Annotated in this window: 11 protein-coding genes; all 11 read right to left on the reverse strand. The window is 73.5% G+C overall.

All coding sequences use genetic code 11. The annotated features are described in order from the left end of the window. Positions 1–158 precede the first annotated feature (158 nt). The gene (locus tag ACFWP3_RS09945; protein ID WP_384218252.1) at positions 159–1,343 is read right to left on the reverse strand and encodes a macrolide family glycosyltransferase; all 1,185 of its coding nucleotides are present in this window, start codon (positions 1,341–1,343) and stop codon (positions 159–161) included. A gap of 125 nt (positions 1,344–1,468) precedes the next feature. Continuing rightward, the gene (locus ACFWP3_RS09950) at positions 1,469–1,981 is read right to left on the reverse strand and encodes a DinB family protein (protein ID WP_384218255.1); all 513 of its coding nucleotides are present in this window, start codon (positions 1,979–1,981) and stop codon (positions 1,469–1,471) included. A gap of 67 nt (positions 1,982–2,048) precedes the next feature. After that, entirely contained in the window at positions 2,049–2,603 is a 555-nt protein-coding gene (locus ACFWP3_RS09955) for an antibiotic biosynthesis monooxygenase (RefSeq protein WP_384218257.1), read from the reverse strand. Further along, positions 2,600–3,898 carry a cytochrome P450 gene (locus tag ACFWP3_RS09960; protein ID WP_384218259.1) on the reverse strand — a complete coding sequence of 433 codons (1,299 nt, stop codon included), beginning with the start codon at positions 3,896–3,898 and terminating at the stop codon, positions 2,600–2,602. Before ACFWP3_RS09960 ends, ACFWP3_RS09955 begins: the two co-directional genes overlap by 4 nt. Positions 3,899–3,913: 15 nt before the next feature. Then, a complete protein-coding gene (locus ACFWP3_RS09965) occupies positions 3,914–4,768 on the reverse strand; it encodes an alpha/beta fold hydrolase (protein WP_384218261.1) in 855 nt (284 codons plus the stop codon). After that, positions 4,761–16,538, reverse strand: a complete 11,778-nt coding sequence (locus ACFWP3_RS09970; RefSeq protein WP_384218264.1) for an amino acid adenylation domain-containing protein — start codon at positions 16,536–16,538, stop codon at positions 4,761–4,763. Before ACFWP3_RS09970 ends, ACFWP3_RS09965 begins: the two co-directional genes overlap by 8 nt. A gap of 63 nt (positions 16,539–16,601) precedes the next feature. Beyond that, on the reverse strand, positions 16,602–17,705 hold the full coding sequence (locus ACFWP3_RS09975) for an HAD-IIIC family phosphatase (protein ID WP_384218266.1): 1,104 nt from the start codon (positions 17,703–17,705) through the stop codon (positions 16,602–16,604). A gap of 3 nt (positions 17,706–17,708) precedes the next feature. Beyond that, positions 17,709–18,887 carry an acyl-CoA dehydrogenase family protein gene (locus tag ACFWP3_RS09980; RefSeq protein WP_384218269.1) on the reverse strand — a complete coding sequence of 393 codons (1,179 nt, stop codon included), beginning with the start codon at positions 18,885–18,887 and terminating at the stop codon, positions 17,709–17,711. 21 nt (positions 18,888–18,908) lie between these two features. Then, positions 18,909–19,163: an acyl carrier protein gene (locus ACFWP3_RS09985; protein ID WP_069924400.1), complete on the reverse strand. Its 255-nt coding sequence runs from the start codon at positions 19,161–19,163 to the stop codon at positions 18,909–18,911. Positions 19,164–19,257: 94 nt separating this feature from the next. After that, positions 19,258–20,109: a 3-hydroxyacyl-CoA dehydrogenase family protein gene (locus ACFWP3_RS09990; RefSeq protein WP_215143814.1), complete on the reverse strand. Its 852-nt coding sequence runs from the start codon at positions 20,107–20,109 to the stop codon at positions 19,258–19,260. 16 nt (positions 20,110–20,125) lie between these two features. Continuing rightward, positions 20,126–22,630, reverse strand: a complete 2,505-nt coding sequence (locus ACFWP3_RS09995) for an FkbM family methyltransferase (RefSeq protein ID WP_384218272.1) — start codon at positions 22,628–22,630, stop codon at positions 20,126–20,128. Between the last annotated feature and the right edge of the window lie 131 nt (positions 22,631–22,761).

Raw genomic sequence — 22,761 nt, forward strand, 5'->3', positions numbered from 1 at the left:
CGCCCACCTCACCGACACACGCAGGGCCCGCACCCGCACCAGCCACTTCGCAGCACTTCGCCCCGCCGAGCCGAAGCTCGACGGGGCGAAGTAGAACCCCGAATAAACCAACAGCATCGTAAGGACGGCCGGGGGCTGGGGCGCGGTGGGACGGAAGGTCAGCCCGCGTGCTGTGCGAGGAACTTTTCGATGGCGTCGGCGGCTACCGCCGGGCCGTCTACCTGGCGCATGACCTCGCCCAGGCTCGCGACGCGGGCGGTCGCCTCGGTGTCGGCGGCCACGGTGGCGACGGCCTCGCGGAGGGTGTCGACCGTGGTGTCCTCCTTGGTGAGGTGGCGGCCCAGGCCGAGCTCGTCGACGCGCAGGGCGTTGGCCTTCTGCTCGTTCATCTGCGGGATCACGACCATGGGCACCCCGTTGTACAGGGACTCCATGACGCTGTTCATGCCGCCGTGCGTGACGAACAGCTTGGCGTGGCGCAGGACTTCGAGCTGCGGCACGTGGCGGCGCACGTCGAAGTTGGCGGGCAGCGGGCCGAGGTCGGCGGCGTCGATGTGGTCGCCGACGGCCATGACGACGTCCCACTCGGTGTCGCCGAACGCCGCGACGGCCGTGCGGAAGAACTCGGCCCAGCCGGTGGCCGCGGTGCCGAGCGAGATCAGCAGGACCGGGCGGTCCGCGGAGGCGGGCTCCCACGCGCCCTGGAAGGAGCGGTCGCCGAGGCTGGGGCCCGCGAAGACGAACCGGTCGTCGAAGGTGTCGCCGTCGTAGTGGAAGTCGCGCGGCAGGAAGATGATGCCGAGCTTCTCGATGTTCTGGAAGAAGGCCATGGGGTCGGCCGGCAGGTTGAATTCCGGGAGCAGGCCGGCGAGCTTGCCGAACATTTCCATGACCTGCGGGTCGGCGTATGTGGCCAGCGGGAACTTCTCCTGGATGGAGAAGTGCTCATTGGCCCCGTAGGTGGGGTAGAGCCGGACGAGCGGGATGTCGTTCTTGGCGCCGTAGAAACGCGCGCCCCACGACATGAAGTCGTGGACGATGACATCGGGACGGTTCTTCTCGTAGAAGGGGCCGACCTGCTCGACGAGACCGGTCGAGTCGTCGAGACAGCGCATTCCCTCGCCCGCATTCGCCTCCTCCGTGTAGGGGGAGCGGTAGAATTCACCGAATACGGAGTCATAGCGGACGGCCTCGGCGCCGATCGCTTCTATGGCGGGTGCGAAGTGGTCGGTCACCGTGCAGGTGACCCGATGCCCCCGCTTGACCAGTTCTTCGACGACGCCGAGCGTCGGATTCACGTGGCCGATGGCCGGAAAATTGAAGAACGCAATGTGCGAAGGCATGAAAACCCCTCTTCCTGGAACCGCGGTACGGGCGAACCGTGTGCCACGGTAGCAGTGGCTCCGGTATCCCGAATCCGTGCGGATCCGGGATACCGGAGCTTTCCGGCCAGCCGGCGGAGATGTGGCTAGAACGGCACCGGCTTGCCGAGCGCGACGCGCAGGCAGCCGATCTGCCCGCAGTGGTAGGCGTCGTGCATCTGGATGATGGACAGCGCCTTGCCGAGGTTCTTCAGCCGGTCGTCGCCGAACGGCTCCAGCGGGGACTCGCTGTCGAGGTCCTCGGGGCGCAGCCCGGCCACGAAGGCCCGCATCCGCGCGTGCACCTGCTGGTAGAGCTCGATCATCTCCGCCAGCGAAGGCCCCCAGGACCAGTCGTTGTTGTCGTTGCCCGCGTAGTGCCGGGAGAACTCCTCGGTGACGAGGGACTCGGTGCCCTGGTGCAGGGTGGAGAAGTAGTCCGTGGCGCAGATGAGGTGCCCCAGGAACCAGACCAGCGGCTTGTGCGGGGCCGGCGCGAGGCGCGCGGTCTCGTTGTCGAAGTCCTCGGCGAGCTCCAGCACCATGCCGTAGGCGAGGTCGAAATGGTGCAGGAAATGGGTGGTGAGCGGCTGCGCCGGCGCCTCGGCGGTAAGGGTCATGCGGTTGCTCCTTGTCTTGTCGTTCTCGAGTGGGGCTCGAGTGACTCTCGAGCGGTCCTCGGTGATCTCAGGCGGGACGGTGCCCGTCGTACGACTCGAATGCGCTGGGGCCGGGCGCCCGGACCTCGTCGAGTTTTGCTTTCGCATCGTCGAAGGTCGGCAGTTCGAGGGTTTCCTCGGACTCCCAGTTCGCACCTTCCCAGTCGTACATGAGCTCTCGCACCTGACGTGCCGCCGCGATGTGCGGACCCGATTTCAGGAATCCCTTCAGCGCCTCTTCGTCTTCCCAGATGCTGAGGCTCCGCGTGCTGTTGAAGTTCTTCTCGGATATCGCGAGCGTCACGGCCAGCAGGCCGGGGCGGACGTACAGCTCGGCGAGAATGGCCTCGTTCAGGGCGATTGCGGCGGGCTCGTGTCCGGGTTTCGGCCAGCCGACGGACGTGGCGATCAGGTGCCGCTTGCGCAGCGGCTCCTTCAGCTTTCCGGTTTCCTCGTCGACCGCTGGGCCCACCCACGGGGCGACCACATTGAGGTCGGACTCGTCCCCGGCCGCGAATTCCCGGAGGGAAACCGGTACCGGCCGCGGCTGCGGTGCTGAAGTCTCGGACATGGGGTGTTTCACCGATCCTTGCGTCGTACGACAAGCCGCTTGATTTCCGCGGCCTGGAGGTGGAGCACACCGAACTCGGGCTTGCGCACGAGTTCCAGCTCCGGGAGCAGCGGCAGCACGGCGTGCAGGACGGCCCGCAGCTCCAGCCGGGCCAGGTGGTGGCCCAGGCAGACGTGCTCGCCGTGTCCGCCGAACGCGATCTGGTCGCTGGCGTCGCGGGTCACGTCGAAGCGGTACGGGTCCTCGAAGACCGCCTCGTCGCGGTTGGCCGCCGGGTACCACATGGCGACCGTCTCGCCCTTGCGGATGAGCTTGCCGCCGATCTCGGTGTCCTGGGTGGCGGTGCGCACGAAGTTCACGGCGATCGACGTCCAGCGCAGGATCTCCTCGACGGCGCCGTCGATCAGCGACGGGTCCTCGATGAGCTTGCGCACCTGGTCGGGGTGCTCCAGCAGGGCCTGGATGCCGCCGGTCGTCGCGTTGCGGGTGGTGCCGATGCCCGCGACCAGCAGGTTGAAGATGGTGTAGAGGATCTCGTGGAAGGACAGCGCCTCCCCCTCGATGCGCGCCCGGGCCAGCCGGCTGAGGACGTCCGTGCCGGTGCCGTCGATCTCGGCCATGCGCTGCTGGACCAGGCCGGCGACATAGCCGTTGAGGGCGCCCATGTTGCGGGCGAAGGTGGCCTCGGCGTCCTCGCCGTCGCGCTGGTTGTCGGGGTCGCCGGGGGCCGTGGTGCCCTCGGTCCACTCGAAGATGTCGTCCCAGTCCTTCAGGGGCGCCCCGACCAGTTCGCAGATCGCCGCGACGGGCAGCCGCGCGGACAGGCTCTTGGCCACGTCCGCGGTGCTGCCGTCCTCGTCGAGCAGGCGGGTGAAGGCCTGCGCGTACTCGGCGGCGAGCTCGTGGAACCGCTCCTCCAGCTCCTTGATCGCCTTGGGCGTGAAGCAGGGGGCCATGACCTGGCGCAGGTGGCGGTGGCGCGGCGCGTCCATGTACGACAGGGCCGGCGGCATGTCGGGGGCGTGCCCGAACATCTCGGCCCGCGCCTCCAGCTGGGCCTCGAACATCTCCACGGCTTCGGGGGTGTCCAGGGTGACGCGCTGGGCGCTGGAGAAGAGCTTCGGGTTGCGCGAGACGTACGCGACGTCCTCGTGCCGGGTCAGCACCCAGAACGGCTCGAAGCCGGGGCGCCGGTACCAGAACACCGGCTCCTCGCGGCGCAGCAGGTCGAACTCGGCGTACGGGTAGCCGCCGTTCGCGGCGTACGCGGTCTCATCGGTGATGTCGAGCGTGTCGAGAGTGAGCATGACGGTACGTCTCCTTCAGCGTGCGGTGGTCTCGAGGAGGAAGGAGACGACCGCCGCAAGGGTCTCCGTCCGGCGGTCGGCGGTGTCGGCGGCGCCGTCGAGCAGGCGGGCGCCGGGCACGTCGGCGGCGAGCCGCTTGGCGAGCGCGGCGGGGGCCAGCGTGCTGTCGCCGGGCAGCACCAGCAGCGGGGCGGGGAAGCCCGTCATCCACTCCTCCGGTACGGAGAAGTAGGCGGAGCCCTGCGGCCACAGGCCGTCGCGGAACCGGACGACGCGCACGATGTAGCGCTCCCGGCGCAGGGCCAGGATCTCCTCGCGGAACTCGGGCAGGCCGTGGAGCTGGCGGGCGTACGGTCCGGCGCCGGGCCGGTCCGCGAAGCCGCCGCGGCCGGCCTCCTCGATGACGCCCTCGATGCCTTCGGCGCGGGGCAGGCGCATCGGCTCGTCGAAGGTCGCCAGGAAGTCGCCGAAGCCGTTGCCCTCGGCGAGGCCGACGGGTGCGTGGGCGACGACGGACGCGATCCGCTCGGGGGCGTCCTGGACCAGCCGCCAGGCCTGGGCGGTGCCGGCGCCGGAGGCGGCGATGTGGGCGCGCTCGACGCCGAGTTCGTCGAGGACGGCGATCAGGTCGGCGGCGGTGCGTCCGTAGCAGAAGGGCTCGGCGGGGCCGGTGCTGGAGCCCTGGTGGCGCGCGTCGACCGTGATCACCTGGAACCGCCCGGCGAGGGCGTCGGCGGTCTCGGTGAAGGCGGCCCGCTCGGTGTCGCACTGGCCGGGGATCTCGCCGGGGCCGATGAGCAGGACGGGGAAGCCGGTGCCGCGCACCTCGTAGTGGATCCGCGCCCCGTCCGGGCGCACGGTCTCAGGCATGGTTCTCCTCCAGGCTGGTGGCGATCGTGGTGATCGCGTTCATGAGTTCGGCCGCCATGGCCTCGGGGTTGGTGATCGGCGCGGCGTGGGATCCCTCGATGGCGCGGGGCACGTAGAGGGCGCCGGTGAGCTCGCGCCACACCTCCATGGACCCTTCGGGCAGCACCGGGTCGGTGGTGCCCGACACCGCGAACAGCGGTACGTCCAGGGCCGGGCGGGTGGTGCCGCGCAGCACGGCCCGGTGGTTCTCGGCCAGGACCGTGTCGGTGCGCAGCCGCTGGACGTATTCGGCGAGCAGTTCCTCGCTGGCGAGGACCTCGTCGGGCAGCAGCCCCTCCAGGAGCGCGGCCAGTTCGCGCGGGTCGGCGCCGTCGAGGTCCCCGGTGAGCTCGCCGAGCCGGTCGAGGCCGGGGGTGAGCGGGGCCAGCGGCGGCAGCGCGCAGGCCGCGACGAGGGCGAGGGGCGGTACGGCCGGCCGGTGGGCGAGCCGGTGGGCGACCTCCCAGGCCAGCCAGGAGCCCTGGCTGTGCCCGTACAGGACGACGGGCGCCCCGCCCGCGTCCGGGGCGAGCCGGCCGGCGAGGGCGGCGACGACCTGGTCGGCGAGGGCCATCATGTCGGTGACGGGTGCCTCGTCGGCGCGGCCCTCGCGGCCCGGCAGCTGCACGCCGAGGAGTTCGACGTCGTCGGGCAGGTGGCGCACCAGCGGCACGTGGCCGCCCGTGGTGCCGCCCATGCCGGCGACGCAGACGATCCGGGCCCGCGGGTTCTCGGCCGGCTTGAGGACGCGCAGCCAGGGGTTGTCCTGGCCTGCGCGGCCCGCGGCCGGGGCCTGGGGCGCGCTGCCTTCGGGGGCGAGGGTGGCGCCGAGGTGGGCGGCGATGCCCTCGCAGGTGGCGTGCCGCAGGATCGCCTCGGTGGTGACGGCGAGGCCGGTGCGGCGGGTCAGTCCGCCCCGGACCTTGACGGCCATCAGCGAGTCCAGGCCCAGCTGCTGGAGCGGCCGCTCCTGGTCCAGTTCCGCCTCGGGCATGCCGAGGACGGGTGCGACCTCGCCCTTGACCAGGGCGGTCAGCGTGGCCTGGCGTTCCTCGGGGCTCTGCCCGGCCAGGGTCGTGCGCAGTTCCGCTCCGGCCGAGGCGTCCGGGGCCTGCTCGGCTTCCGGTTCGCGCGCCTCGGGCAGGGTGTCGAGCAGCGGGCGCGGGCGGGCCGCCCGGTAGGCGGGGGCGAACGCCGTCCAGTCGATGTCGGCGACGCCGAGCGCGGGCAGGCCCGCGCCGAGGGCGATGTCGAGGGCGTCCAGGGCGAGTTCGGGTGCCATGGTGCGCAGGCCGCGGGAGCGGGCGGCCCGTTCGGCCTCGGCGGTGACCATGCCACCGCCGGCCCAGCCGCCCCAGTGCAGGACGGTCGCGGTGAGCCCCTGGGCCCTGCGGTGGCGGGCAAGCGCGTCGAGCGCCGTGTTGGCGGCTCCGTACGCGGCCTGCCCGGCGCCGCCCCACAGGCTGGCGCCGCTGCCGTACAGCACGAACGCGTCGAGCTCGCGGCCCGCGAGGGCCTCGTGCAGGTGCCAGGCGCCGTGCACCTTGGCCGCGTTCTCCTCGGCGGCGGCCTCGGGGGTGAGGCCGGCGAGCGCGGCCGGGCGGGACAGGCCCGCCAGGTGGGCCACGGTCCGCAGCGGGCGCCGTGCGTCGCCGGTGCGGGCGAGCAGCGCGGCGGTCTGCTCGCGGTCGCTGATGTCGGCCTGTTCCAAGGTGAGTTCGACGCCGCGGGCGGCGAGTTCGGTGCGCAGCAGCTCCGTTTCGGGGGCGGCTGCGGCCCGGCGGGAGGCCAGCACGATGTGCTCGGCCCCGCGGTCGGCGAGCCGCCGGGCCAGGTGCAGGCCGAGGGCTCCCTGGCCGCCGGTGATCAGCGCGGTGCCGCCCGTGGACCACGTGCCCGCCGGGCGCGGGGCGGTGCGCCGCAGGCGGCGTACGTGGCGGCCGTCGGCGCGCAGCGCCACCTGGTCCTCGTGGTCGCCCGCCGCGAGGCAGGCCACCAGGGCCGCGGCCCAGCCCGGGTGCGGGTCGGCCGGCAGGTCGACGGTGCCGCCCCAGCGCAGCGGGTCCTCCAGGGCGGCGACCCGGCCGAGGCCGGTGACCAGCGCCTGGAGCGGTGCGGGGGTGCCGGAGCCGTCGGTGTCGGCCGCGCCGCGGGTCAGCGCCCACAGCGGGGCGTCGAGCCCGAGGTCGCCGAGGGCCTGGAGCAGGGTGAGGGTGGTGGCGAAGCCCGCCGTGGAGCCGGAGCCGTCCGGGGCGGCGTCGAGGGAGCCCAGGGTGAGGACGGCGGCGGGCGGTTCGGGCAGTGCGGTCAGGGCCGCGCCGAGCGCGGCCCGGTCGGCGGTGGCCCCGATGCGGTAGGGGGTGGCCCCCGCGGCGCGCAGGGCGTCCTCGACGGCGTCGGCCGTCGCGGTCTCGGCGTCGGTTGTCACCAGCGCCCAGGGCCCGGCCAGGGCGGCGGCCCGGCCTTCGGGCGCCGGGGACAGCTCCCAGGCGTCCTCGTACAGCCAGCCCGCGACGGTCTCGCGGGACTCCTGGCGCTGCCACCAGGCGGACAGCAGCGGGAGCAGTTCCCCGATGCCGTCCCGCAGGCGGTCGGGCGCGTCGAGCAGCTCGGCCAGCCGGGCCGGGCCCTCCTCGCCGACGGCCTCCCAGAAGGCCTGGTCGGCGGCGGCGCGCGGGGCATCTTCGGCCTTCGGCGGGTCGATCCAGTAGGAGCGGCGCTGGAAGGCGTACGAGGGCAGTTCGGCGACCTTGGCGGCGGCCTTCGCGGCGCCGTCGCCGGCCCAGACCCGCTCCCAGGGCACCCGGTGGCCGTGGGTGTGCAGTTCGCCCAGGGTGCGCAGGAGTTCGGAGCGGTCGCCGTGGCCGCGCCGCAGGGTGCCGGCCACCAGGGCGTCCGCGCTGCCCTCGGTGAGCGGCATGGCGAGGACGGGGTGCGGGCCGACCTCGATGAACACGTCGTGGCCGGTCTCGATCAGCTGCTGCTGGGCGAGGTCGAGGCGGACGGGTTCGCGCAGGTTGCGGCACCAGTAGGCGGCGCCGAGCTCCCGGCCGTCGAGCAGGGTGCCGGTGACGGTGGAGTAGAACGGCAGCCGTCCGGAGGCGGGCGCCAGGTCCGCGAGGTCGGCCTCGAGGCCGGGGAGCAGGGCGTCCATCCAGTGGCTGTGCGAGGCGACGGGCGCCTCCAGCTTGCCGCAGACGATGTCCTCGTCGTCGAGGGCGAAGAGCAGGTCCTCGATGGCGTCGGCGTCGCCGGACAGGGCGACGGAGGTGGGGGTGTTGACGGCGGCGACGGAGACGGCGTCCCCGTACGGCGCGATCCGCTCCGCCACCTGTGCCAGCGGGAGTTCGACGACGGCCATGGCGCCGACCCCGGCGACCGCCTGGAGGGCGCGGCTGCGCACGGCCATGATCCGGGCGCCCTCGTCCAGGGTGAGCGCGCCGGCCACGACGGCGGCGGCGACCTCGCCCTGGCTGTGCCCGGTCACGGCGTCGGGCTCGATGCCCAGCTCGCGCCAGGCGGCGGCGAGGGCGACGTACATGGTGAACATGACGGGCTGTACGACGTCCAGGCGGCGGGCGGAGAGTTCGGGACCGCCGGCCCCGCGCAGCACGTCGGTGACCGACCAGCCGAGCTGGGGTGCCAGCAGGGCGTCGCAGTCGCGGACGGTCCGCGCGAAGGCGGGTGACTGGTCGAGCAGGGCGGCGCCCATGCCGTCCCACTGGCTGCCCTGGCCGGGGAAGACGAAGACGGTGCGGCCGCGGCCGCGGGCGGTGGCGCGGACGGCGTCGGTGTGCGAGCGGTCCTCGGCGAGGGCGCGCAGCGCGGCGGCGGCCCCGTCGGCGGTGGCGGCGGTGACCAGGGCGCGGTGGCCGAAGTGGGTGCGGCGCAGGGCCGCGGTGCGGGCGACGTCGGCGAGCGGGACCTGCGGGTGCTGCTCCAGCCAGTCGGCCCAGCGGCCGGCCTGCTCGCGCAGGGCGGCGTCGGTGCGGGCGGACAGGACGACGGGGACCGCTCCAGCCGCCTTCTGCGGCGTGTCCGGGGTGGTGTCCGGGGTGGTGTCCGGGGCCTGTTCGAGGACGACGTGGGCGTTGGTGCCGCCGATCCCGAAGGAGGACACGCCCGCGCGGCGCGGTCCGTCCTCCTGCCAGGGCTTGGTCTCGGTGTTGACGTAGAAGAGGTTCGGGTCGAGGCCCATCTCCGGGTTGGGGTGCTCGTAGTTGAGGCTGGGCACGAGCTCGCCGTGGTGCACGGCCAGCGCGGCCTTGATGAGGCCCGCGATGCCCGCGGTGGCGTCCGCGTGGCCGATGTTGGTCTTGACCGAGCCGATCGCGCAGGGCTCGGTGCGCTCGGCGGAGCCGAAGACCTGCTGGAGGGCCTGCACCTCGATGGGGTCGCCCAGCGAGGTGGCGGTGCCGTGCGCCTCGATCAGGCCGACGCTGTCCGGGGTGACGCCCGCCGAGGCCTGGGCCTCGGCGATCACGTACGCCTGTCCCTGGACGCTCGGCGCGGTGAAGCCGGCCTTGGCGGCGCCGTCGTTGTTGACGGCGCTGCCGCGCAGTACGGCGTACACGGTGTCCCCGGCCTCGACGGCGTCGGAGAGCCGGCGCAGGACGAGCATGCCGACGCCGCTGCCGAAGACGGTGCCCGCGCCCTTCTCGTCGAAGGCGCGGCACTTGCCGTCCGGGGAGACGACCAGGCCCGGCTGGTGGACGAAGCCGCGCTTGAGCGGGATCGTCAGCGAGGAGGCGCCGACCAGGGCGACGTCGGACTCGCCGCGCAGCAGGCTCTCGCGGGCGAGGTGGGCGGCGACCAGGCCGGTGGAGCAGGCGGTCTGGACGGAGAGGGCGGGTCCGCGCAGGTCGAGCTTGTGGGCGACGCGGGTGGCCAGGTAGTCGTTCTTGTTGCCGATCATCGAGCGGTAGAAGGAGGACAGGTCGCCCGAGGCGTCCTGGTGGTAGCCGCCGAAGCCGGTGCCGCCGAAGACGGCCACGTTGCCGTCGAACGCGGACGGCACGATCCCGGAGTGCTCCAGGGCCTGCCAGGCGGCTTCGAGGAACAGCCGGTGCTGCGGGTCCATGACCTCGGCCTCGGCGGGCGAGTAGTCGAAGAAGGCCGCGTCGAAGAGGTCGGCGCCGTCGATCAGGCCGCGGGAGCGGACGTAGGCCGGGTCGGCGAGCTCCTCCTCGGTGGCGCCGGCCGCGCGCAGTTCCTCGTCGGTGAAGTGGGTGATCGACTCGACGCCGTCGCGCAGGTTGCGCCAGAAGGTGTCTATGTCGGGTGCGCCGGGCAGCTTGCAGGCCATGCCGACGATGGCGACGGCGTCCTCGCCGGAGCGTTCGCGGTGCGCCGCGGAGGCTCCCCCAGCTACCGCTGGGGGTACCCCCAGCCGGGCGAGCGTGGCGTGGGAGCCGTCCCGCAGGTAGGCGGTGAGCTGGCGGACGGTCGGGTAGCGGAAGAGGGTGGAGAGCGGGAACTCCCGGCCCAGGCCCGCGCAGATGAGCTTGTGGGCTTCCAGGGCGCTCATGGAGTTGGCGCCGAGGTCGAAGATCCCCTTGTCGGGGTCGACGGCGGGGATGCCGAGCACGTCGGCCCAGGCACCGGACACCAGCGACTCGATGCCGCCCTCGCCCGCCGCCTCCCGGCCGTCGGCGGCGCGGGCGGCCGCGGCGGCCGGCGCCGGGGCGTCCAGGCGCAGCAGGGCGTTCCGGTCGACCTTCTTGTTGGGCGTGTGCGGCAGTTCGGCGAGGTGGACCAGCCGGGACGGAACCATGTAGGCGGGCAGCCGCCCGGCGAGCGCGGCGAGCAGCTCCTCGTCGGCGACGGTGCGGCCCGGGGCCGCGGTGAGGTACAGGCACAGCCGGGGGTCGCCCGGTACGTCCTCGCGGACCACCGCGGCGGCCTCGGCGACGGCGGTGTGCTCGGCGGCGACGGCCTCGATCTCGCCGAGTTCGATGCGGTGGCCGCGCAGCTTGACCTGCGCGTCGGCGCGGCCGCAGAACTCCAGGGAGCCGTCGGCCCGGTAGCGCACGACGTCCCCGGTGCGGTACATGCGGGCGCCGTCCCCGGCGAACGGGTCGGGCAGGAAGCGTTCGGCGTCGAGCTCGGGCCGGTTGAGGTAGCCGCGGGCGACGGCGAGGCCGCCGATGAACAGCTCGCCGCGGGCGCCGCGCGGCGCCCGGCGTCCGGCCGCGTCCAGGACGTACAGCAGGTTGCCGTGCAGCGGCCGGCCGAGCGAGACCTCGCCCGGTACCGCGTCCCAGGCCGCCGACCACACGGTGGTCTCCGTCGGCCCGTACATGTTCATCAGGCCGCCGGGGCACAGCCGGTCCAGCTTGCGGGCCAGGCCCCGGTCCAGGGCCTCGCCGCCGACCAGCATCCGGTTCAGGCCCTGGACGAGGGAGCGGCCGTCGGCGTCGGCCAGCAGCATGCGGGCCAGCGAGGGCGTGCACTGCAGATGGGTGGGCGCGTACGGGAGGTAGTCGGCCCAGCCGGCCGGGCCGCCGCGGCCCACGACGACCCGGTAGCCCCGGGTCAGGGTCCACAGCAGTTCCAGCGTGGAGATGTCGAAGGAGAGGCTGGTGACGGCGAGCCAGGTGTCGCCGGGGCCGCCGCCGACCCGCTCGTCCATGGCCGTGCAGAAGGTGGCGAACTGGGCGTGCTCCAGCTGGACGCCCTTGGGCAGGCCGGTGGAGCCCGAGGTGTAGATGACGTACGCGAGGCCGGACAGGCCGGGGAGCGTGTCCGGGTCCTCCGGGATGCCGCCCCGGTCCGTGTCCTCCGCCAGCGCGTCGGCCAGCAGTACGGCGACGTCGTCGGAGGCGATCTCGGGCGAGCCGTCGCGGGTGGAGACCACCAGCGACAGGCCGCTGTCGCGGATCACGTGCTCCAGGCGGGCCTTGGGGTACTCCGGGTCCAGCGGTACGTACGCGCCGCCCGCGAGCCAGGTCGCGAGCACCGACACCACGAGGTCCGCCGAGCGCGGCAGGTGGATGCCGACGAGCGTGCCGGGGCCGGCTCCGGCGGAGCGCAGGTGGCCGGCCATCGCCGCCGCCCGCGCCACGACCTGCCGGTAGGTCCGGGTGCGGCCGCCGTCGACGAGCGCGGGCGCGTCGGGGGTGCGGCGGGCCTGGGCGAGGATCCGCTCCAGGGCGGTGGGGCCGGCGGCCCCGCCCGTCACCCGGCCGCCGCGCTCCTCCAGCCAGGCCAGCTCCTCGCCGGAGATCAGCTCCAGCTCGCCGATCGGCAGGGCCGGATCGGCGACGGCCGACTCCAGCAGGGTGCGGAAGTTGTCCGCGAGGCGGGCGGCCGCCCCGGCGCCGAGGACGCCGGGCAGGAACTCCACCTCGCCGACCAGTCCCTCGCCGTCGGGGGCCAGGGTCAGGCCGACGGCCGACTTGGCCACCCCGCGCGGGCCGCCGCCCACGGCGGCGTCCCCGGACGGCAGCCAGGCGGCGCTTCCCTCGCCGAGCGGGGGCAGCGCGCTCGCCCGGTAGTTGAAGACGGCGCTGAACAGCGGGTTGTCCTCGCCGGTGCGTTCGCCGCCGACGGCCTTGACCAGCTCGGTCAGCGGCAGGTCCTGGTGCTCCATCAGTTCCAGGACGCGCGGCCCGGTCGCCGCCAGGACCTGCTCGAAGGCGGGGTCGCCGGTCAGCTCGCAGCGCAGCGGCAGGGTGGTGACGAGGAAGCCGAGCAGGCCCTCGGTGCCGGGGAGCTGGCGGTTGGCCCAGACGGTGCCGAGGCCGAAGTCGTACGAGCCGGTGGTGCGGGCCAGCAGGACCGCGAAGGCGCTCGCGTACACGGTGTAGGGGGTGACCCCGGTACGGGTGGCCAGCTCCTCGACGCGGGTGCGCAGGGCGGCGGGCAGGGTGAATCCGGTGGTGCCGCCCTCGCTCTCGCCGTCGGCGGCGGGCAGTTCGAGGCGGCCCGCGCCGGTGAGCCGCTCGCCGATCACCCGCAGGCCCTCGGCGAAGTGGCCCTCGTCGAGGGCGCGCTGCTCCCAGGCGGCGAAGTCGCCGAGCTGGAAGGCGGGTTCGGGGACCTCGGGGGCGGTGCCGGCCGCGTAGGCGGTGTAGGCGGCGAAGAGCTCCTGCGTGAAGACGGACAGGGACCAGCCGTCGGTGACGGCGTGGTGCAGGAAGATGCCGATCAGCTGGCCGCCGTCGTGGGTGTCGGCGAGCAGGCAGCGCAGCAGGCCGGGGCCGTCCAGCGGCATCGGCCGGCGCTCCTCCTCGCGCACCCGGGCGTCGAGCTCCCGCGCGTCGAGGTGGTTGAGGTCCTCGTGGGTGAACGGCGGCTCCTCCGCGGCCCGGACGACCTGGACCAGGGCCCCGTCGCGGGCCGCCAGCGAGGTGCGCAGCGCCTCGTGGCGCGCCGTCACCCAGGTCAGGGCGGAGCGCAGGGCGGCGGGGTCGAGCCGCTCCGCGGTGCGCAGCACGAGGGGGGTGTGGTACTCGGCGCTGCCGGGGCGCAGCTGCTCCAGGAACCAGAGCCGGCGCTGGCCGTCGGTCGCCGGGTGCTCGCCGCGTCCCTCGGAGCGGGCCAGGGCCGTGGTGGGTGCGCTCTCCAGGACGCCGGGGGCGTGCGCGACCAGGGCGTGCTCGATGAGATACGCGCCGATGTCCTGCGCGGTGGGGTGCTGGAAGGCGAGGTTCGCCGGCAGGGTGGCGGTGGTCAGCTCGGTCAGCCGGTTGCGGAGCTGGAGCGCCATGATCGAGTCGAGGCCGAGCTCCTGGAGCCGCTTCCCGGCCGGGACGGGCTCGGTGGCGCCGAGGACGGCGGCCGCCTCGCGCCGGACGAGGTCGGTGAGGGCTTCGAGGCGTTCGCCGTCGCCGAGGGCGGCGAGGCGGGCGCGCAGGGCGGCCGGGCCGGTGGCGTCCTCGGCCGCGGTGTCCTGGCCGGCGCGGCCCAGGGCCGCGATCTCGGCCTCGTCGAGGCGGCGGTAGCCGGGGACGTCGGTCCAGTAGGCCTTGCGCTGGAAGGCGTACGTCGGCAGGTCGGCGAGCCGGGCCGCGGAGCCGTCGGCGGGGGCGAACACCCGCGTCCAGTCGGCCTCGTAGCCCTGGGTGTGCAGGGCGCCGAGCGAGCGCAGCAGCTGGTCGAGGCCGCCCTGGTCGCGGCGCAGGCTGCCGACGACGGCGCCGTCGCTGTCGGCGGTGGCGCTGGTCAGGGGCATCCCGAGGACGGGGTGCGGGGATATCTCGACGAACACGCCGTGGCCGTCGGCGACGAGCTGGGCCAGCGCGAGGTCCATGCGGACGGTCTCGCGCACGTTGCGGCACCAGTAGCCGCCGTCGAGTGCGGGTCCTTCGACGACGGCGCCGGTCACCGTCGAGTAGAACGGCACGGTGGCCGCGCCGGGGCGCAGGTCGGCCAGCTGTTCGGCGAGCCAGGGCAGCATCGGGTCGATGTGCGCGCTGTGCCCGGCGGTGTCGGACTGGATGCGGCGGCAGAAGACGTCGCCGCCCTCCAGCTCGGCCAGCAGCCGTTCCACGGCGTCCACGTCACCGGAGACCACGGTGGAACCGGCGGTGTTGACCACGGCCACCGACAGGGCGGCCCCGTACGGCTCGATGAGCTCGCGGGTGCGCGCCACGGGCAGCTCGACCAGCGCCATCGCGCCGCGGCCGCTGCAGTGGCGCAGCTGGCCCTGGGAGCGCAGGGCGGTCAGCCGGGCGCCGTCGGCGAGGGAGAGGGCGCCGCTGACGACGGCGGCGGGGACCTCGCCCTGGCTGGAGCCCACCACGGCGGCCGGCTCCACGCCGAGCGAGCGCCAGACGGCGACCAGGCCGATCATCACGGCGAACAGGGCGGGCTGGAGTACGTCGATGCGCTCCAGGGTGAGTTCGGGGTCGGCCTCGCCGCGCAGGAAGTCCGCGACGGACCAGCCCGTCCACGGGGCGAGGGCCTCGTCGCACTCCTGGACGGCGTCCCGGAACACCGGGCTCTGCTCCAGGAGTTCGCGGCCCATGCCGAGCCACTGCGAGCCCTGGCCGGGGAAGACGAAGACCGCCTTGCCGCGCTCGCGGGCGGTCGCGGAGGTGACGGCGGGGTGCGGCAGGCCCGCGGCGAGGGCGGTGAGGGCCTCGGCGGCCTCCGCCGGGCCGGCCGCCAGGACGCCGGCACGGGCCTCCAGCGGGGTGCGGTGCAGGGCCGCGGTGCGCAGCACGTCGGGCCAGTGCGCGTCGGGGCGGGCGGTGAGCCAGTCGGCCCAGCGGCCGGCCTGGGCGCGCAGCGCCGCCGTGTCGAAGCCGGAGAGCAGCAGCGGGCGGGGGCCCGCGGTGGCCGGGGCGCCGGCCGGGGCGGGCTCGGCGGAGGGGGCTTCGGGCTCGGCCTCGGCGGGGGCCGGGGCGGGGGCCTCCTCGACGATGACGTGGGCGTTGGTGCCGCTGATGCCGAACGAGGACACGCCCGCCCGGCGCACCCGCTCGCCGCGCTGCCACGGCCGCAGTTCCTGGACGAGCCGCAGGCCGCTGTCCTCCCACGGGATCTGCGGGCTCGGCTCGGCGGCGTGCAGCGTGGGCGGCAGCGCCTCGTGGCGCAGCGCGAGGATCATCTTCATCACGCCGACGACACCGGCGGCGGCCTGGGTGTGGCCGAGGTTCGACTTGGAGGAGCCGAGCCACACGGGCCGCTCCCCGTCGCGTCCGGGACCGAACACCTCGGCCAGGGCGCCGGCCTCGATGGGGTCGCCGAGCGGGGTGCCGGTGCCGTGCGCGTCGATCGCGTCGATGTCGGCGGGGGTGAGGCGGCCGGAGTCGAGCGCGTCGCGGATCACCCGCTGCTGCGCGGGCCCGTTGGGGGCGGTCAGGCCCTGGCTGCGGCCGTCCTGGTTGACGGCCGAGCCGCGGATCACCGCGAGCACCGGGTCGCCGTCGCGGCGGGCCGCGGACAGCTTCTTCAGGACGAGGATGCCGACGCCCTCGGACCAGATGGCGCCGTCGGCCTGGGCGGAGAAGCTCTTGCAGCGCCCGTCGGGCGCCATCGCGCCGAGCCGGCTGGACTCCACGTACATGGCGGGCGAGCTCATCACGGTGACGCCGCCGGCCAGGGCCAGTTCGCAGTCGCCGCCGCGCAGCGCCGCGACCGCCGAGTGGATGGCGACCAGCGAGGAGGAGCAGGCGGTGTCGATGGTCAGGGCCGGGCCCTGCAGGCCGAGCGCGTAGCTGATCCGGCCGGAGACGACGCTGCCGGAGATGCCGGTGCCCTGGTAGCCGTCGAGGACCTCCAGGGGGGCGTTGCCGGTGTCGTAGTCGGAGCGCATGGCGCCCAGGTAGACGCCGGTGCGGCTGCCGGCCATCGCGTCGGGGCGCAGCCCGGCCCGCTCCAGCGCCTCCCAGGAGGCCTCCAGGACGAGCCGCTGCTGCGGGTCCATGGAGACGGCCTCGCGCCGGGAGATCCCGAAGAAGTCGGCGTCGAACTCCTCGAGCCCGTCGAGGAATCCGCCCTCCTGCGCGTAGCTCTTGCCGGTCGCCGTCGGGTCCGGGTCGTACAGGTCCAGCCCGTCCCAGCGCGCGGGCAGCGGGCCGATGGCGTCACGGCCGGCGGCCAGCAGCTCCCAGAACTCCTCGGGCGTGGTGACGCCGCCCGGGAGCCGGCAGGCCATGGCGACGACCGCCACCGGCTCGTGCCGCTCGTTCTCCAGCTCGGCGTTGCGCTGCTGCAGCTGGATCACCGCAGCCATGGCCCGCCGGAGCCGGTCCTCGTTCGCCTGGGCGCTCATCTTGGCCATCCGTCTCGTTCTGTGGCACTGCCGTAAGGGGTCTGGGGGAAGGGGAGGGGGTGCGGGGCCGGGTCAGTTCCCGAGCGTGACGTCCATGTACGGGGGGAACTCGGGGATCCGGGAGAAGTCGTTCTCCAGCACCGAGATGTCGCCCTTCTTCGCGATCTCGCGGAAGCCGGCGAACTTGTAGGTGATGTACATGGTCCGGTTGCGGTCGGTGGGCACGAACTCGGCGCGCAGCTTGGCCCCGGCCCGGTGGGCCTCGCGGATCAGGTGGCCGAGCAGGACGGAGCCGACCCCGCGGGACATGACGCGGCAGGACATCAGCAGCAGCTTGACGGTCCACACGCCGTCGCCGCGCTCCACCAGCGAGAGGCCGATCTTGCCGTAGGTGCCGTACTTGTCCTCCAGGCCGGCGACCAGCAGGTCGTGGTCCGGGGAGCGGCGGAAGGCGTCGAGCTCCTCGTAGGAGTAGGTGTAGCCGGTGGCGTTGAGCTGGTTCGTACGGACCGTCAGCTCCTCGGCGCGCTGGAGGTCGCGCTCCTCGGCGGGGTCGATGGTGAAGCGCATGCCGAGCGAGGCGAGGAACTCCTCCGAGGTGCCCTCGTGGGACTCCTCGGCGGCGTTGCGCTGCGCGTCGGCCCGGTAGAGGTGGCGGCGCTCGCGGGAGTCGGCGGTGACGAACCGGGGGTGCATCTCGGGCAGGTCCGGGATGCCGGCGGCGTCGAGGGCGTCGATGCAGCGCACCTGGGGGTGGGCGAAGGCGACCTCGTCGCGTTCGAAGGGCTGGTCGTCGACGAAGGCGAGCGTGTCGATGCCGATGTTGATCGCCTTGGCGACGGCCTGCACGGACTCGGACTTGTTGCCCCAGTTGATCTGCGGGTAGAGGAAGTACTCGGCGATGCCGAACTCCTCCAGCTTGGCCATGGCCGCGGCGTGGTCGTTGCGGCTGGCGACGGAGTGCAGGATGCCGCGCTCGTCGAGGATCCGCAGGGTCTCCACCACGCCGGGGCGCAGGGTGACCTGGGCGTCCTCCAGCAGGACGCCGTCCCAGACGGTGTTGTCGAGGTCCCACACCACGCACTTGACGGTGGTCGCCGCCTTCGGCGCGGCGGCGGTCGTCTCGGCGGCGCCGGTCGTCGTCTCGGTGGTCGTCGTCTCGGTGGTCGTCGTCATCGGTCACTCACTTCCACGGGCTGCGGCGGCGGGGGTGCGGCGGAACGGGGCCCGCTCCTGGAAGGCGTACTCGGCGAGGCCGACCTGGTGGAGCTGGGAGCTGCCCTCGATGACCTCCATGACCTTGGTGTCACCGAGCAGGCGCTGTACGGGGTAGTCGGGGCCGCAGCCGTTCGCGCCGTGGATCTGCACGGCGTCGGTGGCGGCGCGGGCCGCGGCGGTGGAGGCGAAGTACTTGGCGGTCGAGGTGGCGGCCAGGGCCCCCGGGTCGCGGGCGTCGCGCAGCCGGCCGGCCTCCAGGCTCAGCAGCCGGGCCGCCCGCGCGGAGGTGTACATCTCGCTGATCATGCGGCGGACCAGCTGGTGCTCCCGGATCGGTACGCCGAACTGGACGCGCTCGGCCGCGTAGTCGGTGCTGGCGTCCAGGCAGGCGTCGAGGATGCCGACGCAGCCCCAGCCCACCGTGTACCGGCCGAGGTCCAGGGCCGCGCCGGTCACGTGGGAGACGCCCAGGCCCGGGCGGGCCAGCAGGTTCTCGCCGGGGACGCGGCAGTTGTCGAAGTACACGTGGGCGGTCATCGAGGCGCGGATGCCGATCATGTCCTCGATCAGCTCGGTGCGCAGGCCCGGGGTGTCGCGTTCGACGAGCAGGGCGGTGGGGCCCTGTTCGCCGCGTCCGACGACGAGGAACAGGTCGGCGGTCTCGCCGTACGTGATCCACTTCTTGTGGCCGTCGAGGATCCAGTCCTCGCCGTCGCGGGTGACCCGCGTGGTGACGGCGGAGGCGTCGCTGCCGGTGCCCGGCTCGGACACGGCGAGCGCGGCGACGCGCTCCCCGCGGGCGAGCCGGGGCAGCCAGAGGTCCTTCTGGGCGCGGGTGCCCCAGCGGGCGACGGCGTGCGCCACCATCGTGTGCACGGTCAGCAGACTGCGCAGCGAGGAGCAGGCACGGCCGAGCTCGGCCGCGAGCAGGCCGAGCGTCACCGCGTCGCTCCCGCCGCCGCCGTACTCGGCCGGGACCGGCAGCCCGAGCAGGCCCTCGTCGGCGAGCAGCCGGACGGCCTCCGGCGGGGTGCGCTGGGCCCGGTGCCATGCGTCGGCGTACGGGGCGACACGGGTGTCGGCGAAGGCCCGGAACTCCTTCTGGGCCTGCGCCTGCTCCGCGGTGAGCATCGTCGTCATCTGGGGTCGGCTCCGCTCGGCCTACTGGGGGACCGACGCGGCCAGCTTGCGGCTGACGAACGCGTCGAGGGCGCTGATGGAGCGGAAGTACTCCAGCTCCAGGTCCTCGTTCTCGACGGTGATGCCGAACTCGTGCTCCACGAAGGAGACGAGCTGCATCGCGAACATCGAGCTGACGAAGCTGAGCTCGAAGATGTCCTGGTCGTCCTTGAGGTCCTGCACCGGGATGAAGCGGGAGAGGTACTCCGCGATCCTGGCCTTGTTGTCCGTGCTCATCTCGTTCCGTCCTGTCGTCTTCGGTACGGGGAAGGGGGCGGGGGGAGGGTGCGCGGGCGCGGGCGGCCGCAGCCGGGGCCCGCGCGGCGCCCGGTCAGCGGTACGTGTGGAATCCCTGGCCGCTCTTCCGGCCCAGCAGGCCCGCGGCGACCATCTTCTTGAGCAGGGGCGCCGGCCGGTACTTGCTGTCGTTGAAGCTCTCGTAGAGCACCTCGACCGACTTCAGGATGGTGTCGAGGCCGATGAGGTCGGCCGTCTCGAGCGGGCCCATCTTGTGGTCGAAGCAGGTCTTGAAGATGCGGTCGACGTCGGCCGGCGGCGCGACCCCGTCCTGCACCAGGAAGACGGCCTCGTTGATGGTGAGCATCAGGACGCGGTTGGAGACGAAGCCCGGGACGTCTTCGACGACGATGCACTCCTTGCCCAGCTCCGCGAGGAAGCGGCGGGCGGTGTCGATCGTCTCGGGGGTGGTGTGGTGGCCGCGGATGACCTCGACCATGGGCTTGAGCGGCACCGGGTTCATGAAGTGCATGCCGACGACGCGCTCGGGGCGGCTGGTGACCGAGCCGACCCGGGTGATGGAGATGGCCGAGGTGTTGACGGCGAAGACGACCTCGGGCCGGCAGATCCGGTCGAGCTCCTTGTAGACCTTCTCCTTGATCGCCCATTCCTCGGTCACGTTCTCGACGACGAAGTCCGCCTTGGCGAGCAGCTCGTAGTCGGTCGTGAACTCGATCTTCTCGAAGACCTCGGCGGGGTCCACCGCGGCCTTGCGGTTGAACATCGCGAAGGCCCGCAGGCTGCTGCGCAGCTCCTTGCGCGCGTTCTCAAGGATCTCCTCGGAGACGTCGACCAGGACGACGCGGTGGCCGGTCTGGGCGAGGTTCTGCGCGACGCCGACGCCCATGACGCCGGCTCCGACGACTCCTGCTGTCGTGAATTCCATTGGTGGTCGACTCCGTTCAGCGTGCGCCGCGAACGGCGTAGATGTTGTGGATGTCCGTGCCGGCGTACAGCTCGTCCTGCTCGGCGTGCGCGGTGAAGCCGCGGCTCTCCAGGAGCGCCACGAGCCGGGCGACCTCGCCGTCGGCGTCGTGCGCCTCCAGCACCATCTGCTGGATCTTGGGCCAGTCCTCGTCGGCGATGCCGTCGATGACCTGGCGCTCGCTCTTCTGCACGTCGATCTTGATGAGGTCGATGCGCTCGATGTTCTGCTCGCGGATGACCGCGCTCAGCGGGCGCAGCTTCGCGGTGAACTCGATGGCCTCGAAGCGCACGTCCATCAGCTCTTCGGTGTACTCGGCGAGCTGGTCGGCCGCCTCGTCCCCGCCGGCCTCGCGCTGGTTGGCGATGATCGTGCGCAGGTTGTGCTTCTCCTCCGCCTCGTCGGGGTGGAAGGAGGACATGCCGGAGCTGCGCGGGTAGAAGGTGAACCGGGCCTCGGACTCGGTGTCGGAGATGCCGATGTTGAACAGGCGGGCGTCGGCGCCGTGTTCGGCGACGTTGCGGCTGAGCAGCTCGAACAGCGGCGGGGCCGGCTCGAAGGTGTAGACGGTCACGTCCTTGGCCTCGTAGTGCGCGAAGAGCGTGAAGAGGCCGATGTTGCCGCCGACGTCGACGACGGTCGCGCCGTCGGGGAGGGTGATCCCGTTCTTGGCGTAGACGCGGTGGTCGAAGATGTCCTCGTAGAAGTGGAGGGTCTCGGCCTCGTTCTGGTGGGAGACCATCAGGCCGTTGGGGAGCCGGAAGCGGGCGAGGGAGCTTCCGGTGTGCGAGGAGCCGGATCCGTCCCCGGCCAGCGCCTCCTGCGGGTCCCGGCCCTCGCGCAGCGCGTCGATGGCGGTCGCGGTCCGCGCGAGCGTGGCCCACTCGTAGATCTGGCGCAGCGTCGGCTCGACGGAGAAGGCGCGGGTGATGCGCAGGATCAGGCGGGTGGCCAGCAGCGAGTTGCCGCCGAGCTCGAAGAAGGAGACGTCCCGCGGGAGCTGCTCCTCGGTCTTCAGCAGCCGGGCCCACAGCGCGTGCAGCTCCTGCTCGGTGGCGCCGGGCTCGCCCGCGGCGGCGGCCGCGGCCGGGGCCGGGGCGGTGACGCCGTCGGTCGCGAGGTCCTGGGCGGGGTGGACCGTCCAGTCCACGGCCCCGCCGGCCAGCCACAGCCGGCCCAGAGCCTTGAGGGCGACGGCGGTGTCGGAGCGGCGCTCCAGCGGGTGGCGCATCGAGGCGATGACGGCGCCGTTGCCGACGCCGCGAACCTCGGTGGCGAGGCTGGCCAGGGTCTGGCCCGGGCCGGCCTCCAGCAGGACGTGCTCCTCGCCGATGGCGCGCAGGCCGTCGGCGAAGCGGACCGGGCTGACGAGGTGGCGGGCCCAGTAGCGCGGGTCGGTGGCCTGCTCGTCGGTGATGAGCTCGCCGGTGACGTTCGAGACGTACGGGATGCTCGGCGCGTTGAGCGTCAGGGTCCGCGCGAGCGCGGTCAGCTCGTCGGCGATCGGCTCCATCATCGTGGAGTGGAAGGCGTGGGTGGTGGTGACGCGGCGGTTGACGACCTCGCGCGTGCGCAGGGAGGCCTCCAGCGCGGCGATGTCCTGCTCGGGGCCCGCGACCACGCAGAACGCGTCGCCGTTGACGGCCGACAGCGACAGGTTCGGTCCGAGCAGGGCCCGTACGTCCTGCTCCGGCAGCATGACGGCGAGCATGGCGCCCTGCGGCAGCGCGTCGATGAGCGCGGCACGGCGGGCGACCAGGGTCAGCGCGTCCTTGAGGGAGAGCACCCCGGCCAGCGTCGCGGCCACGTACTCGCCCAGGCTGTAGCCGGTCAGGACGGCGGGGCGGGCGCCCCAGCTGCGCCACAGTCCGGCGAGGGCGTACTCGATGACGAAGAGGGCGGGCTGGGCCAGCTTCGTGGCGTTCAGCCGGCGCTCCTCGGCGCTGACCGGACCGCTGTCGCGGCCGAGCATGCGGCGCAGGTCCATGGCGGGCGCCTTCGCGCCGTCGCCGGCCGGCTGCTCGGCGGCCTGCCCGGCACCGGCCGGGAAGATCACCTCGCGGATGTCCAGGCCGAGGTCGGGGGCGAGCAGTTCGGCGCAGCGGTCGACCTCGGCGCGGAAGACCGGGAAGTCGCGGTACAGGTCGCGGCCCATGCCCAGGTAGTGGTCGCCCAGGCCCGGGAAGAGGAAGGCCAGCGGCGCGGCGGTGGCGCCGGTCTCCTTGGCACCCAGCTCGGCCGGGCCCTCGGGGCCCGTCAGGACGGCGCCGCGGTGCGCGCCGGAGCCGGCGCCCGCGCCGACGGAGCGCCGGGTCACCGGGGCGGCGGCCGGGGCGGCGGCCGCGCCCTTGAGGGCGGCGAGTCCCGCGTCGAGGGAGGCACCGTTGGTCCCGCTGACCAGGTCGAGGTGGAACGGGAGCGGACCGGTCGGCGGACCTGCCGCTTCGTGCCTCTCCTCGGCGGTGATCGTGTTGGGGGTCATACCTCTCCTTGGGTGTGTCGGAAAACCGGGCGAGCGGCCGGGGTAGGGCCGCTCAGGCCAAAACAGCGGGTGCCGCAGGTGCACGCAAAGCAACCCCGGCCTGGGTGACCGGGGCTGCACATGTGTGAGGA

It is taken from the genome of Streptomyces sp. NPDC058525 (genome assembly GCF_042719495.1).
Lineage (GTDB): Bacteria > Actinomycetota > Actinomycetes > Streptomycetales > Streptomycetaceae > Streptomyces.

What these genes read in the sequence shown, in the direction of transcription:
- ACFWP3_RS09945 (WP_384218252.1), bottom strand. Translation starts at nt 1,343, where the DNA reads ATGCCTTCGCACATTGCGTTCTTCAATTTTCCGGCCATCGGCCACGTG.
- ACFWP3_RS09950 (WP_384218255.1), bottom strand. Translation starts at nt 1,981, where the DNA reads ATGACCCTTACCGCCGAGGCGCCGGCGCAGCCGCTCACCACCCATTTC.
- ACFWP3_RS09960 (WP_384218259.1), bottom strand. Translation starts at nt 3,898, where the DNA reads ATGCTCACTCTCGACACGCTCGACATCACCGATGAGACCGCGTACGCC.
- ACFWP3_RS09965 (WP_384218261.1), bottom strand. Translation starts at nt 4,768, where the DNA reads ATGCCTGAGACCGTGCGCCCGGACGGGGCGCGGATCCACTACGAGGTG.
- ACFWP3_RS09970 (WP_384218264.1), bottom strand. Translation starts at nt 16,538, where the DNA reads ATGGCCAAGATGAGCGCCCAGGCGAACGAGGACCGGCTCCGGCGGGCC.
- ACFWP3_RS09975 (WP_384218266.1), bottom strand. Translation starts at nt 17,705, where the DNA reads ATGACGACGACCACCGAGACGACGACCACCGAGACGACGACCGGCGCC.
- ACFWP3_RS09980 (WP_384218269.1), bottom strand. Translation starts at nt 18,887, where the DNA reads ATGACGACGATGCTCACCGCGGAGCAGGCGCAGGCCCAGAAGGAGTTC.
- ACFWP3_RS09985 (WP_069924400.1), bottom strand. Translation starts at nt 19,163, where the DNA reads ATGAGCACGGACAACAAGGCCAGGATCGCGGAGTACCTCTCCCGCTTC.
- ACFWP3_RS09990 (WP_215143814.1), bottom strand. Translation starts at nt 20,109, where the DNA reads ATGGAATTCACGACAGCAGGAGTCGTCGGAGCCGGCGTCATGGGCGTC.
- ACFWP3_RS09995 (WP_384218272.1), bottom strand. Translation starts at nt 22,630, where the DNA reads ATGACCCCCAACACGATCACCGCCGAGGAGAGGCACGAAGCGGCAGGT.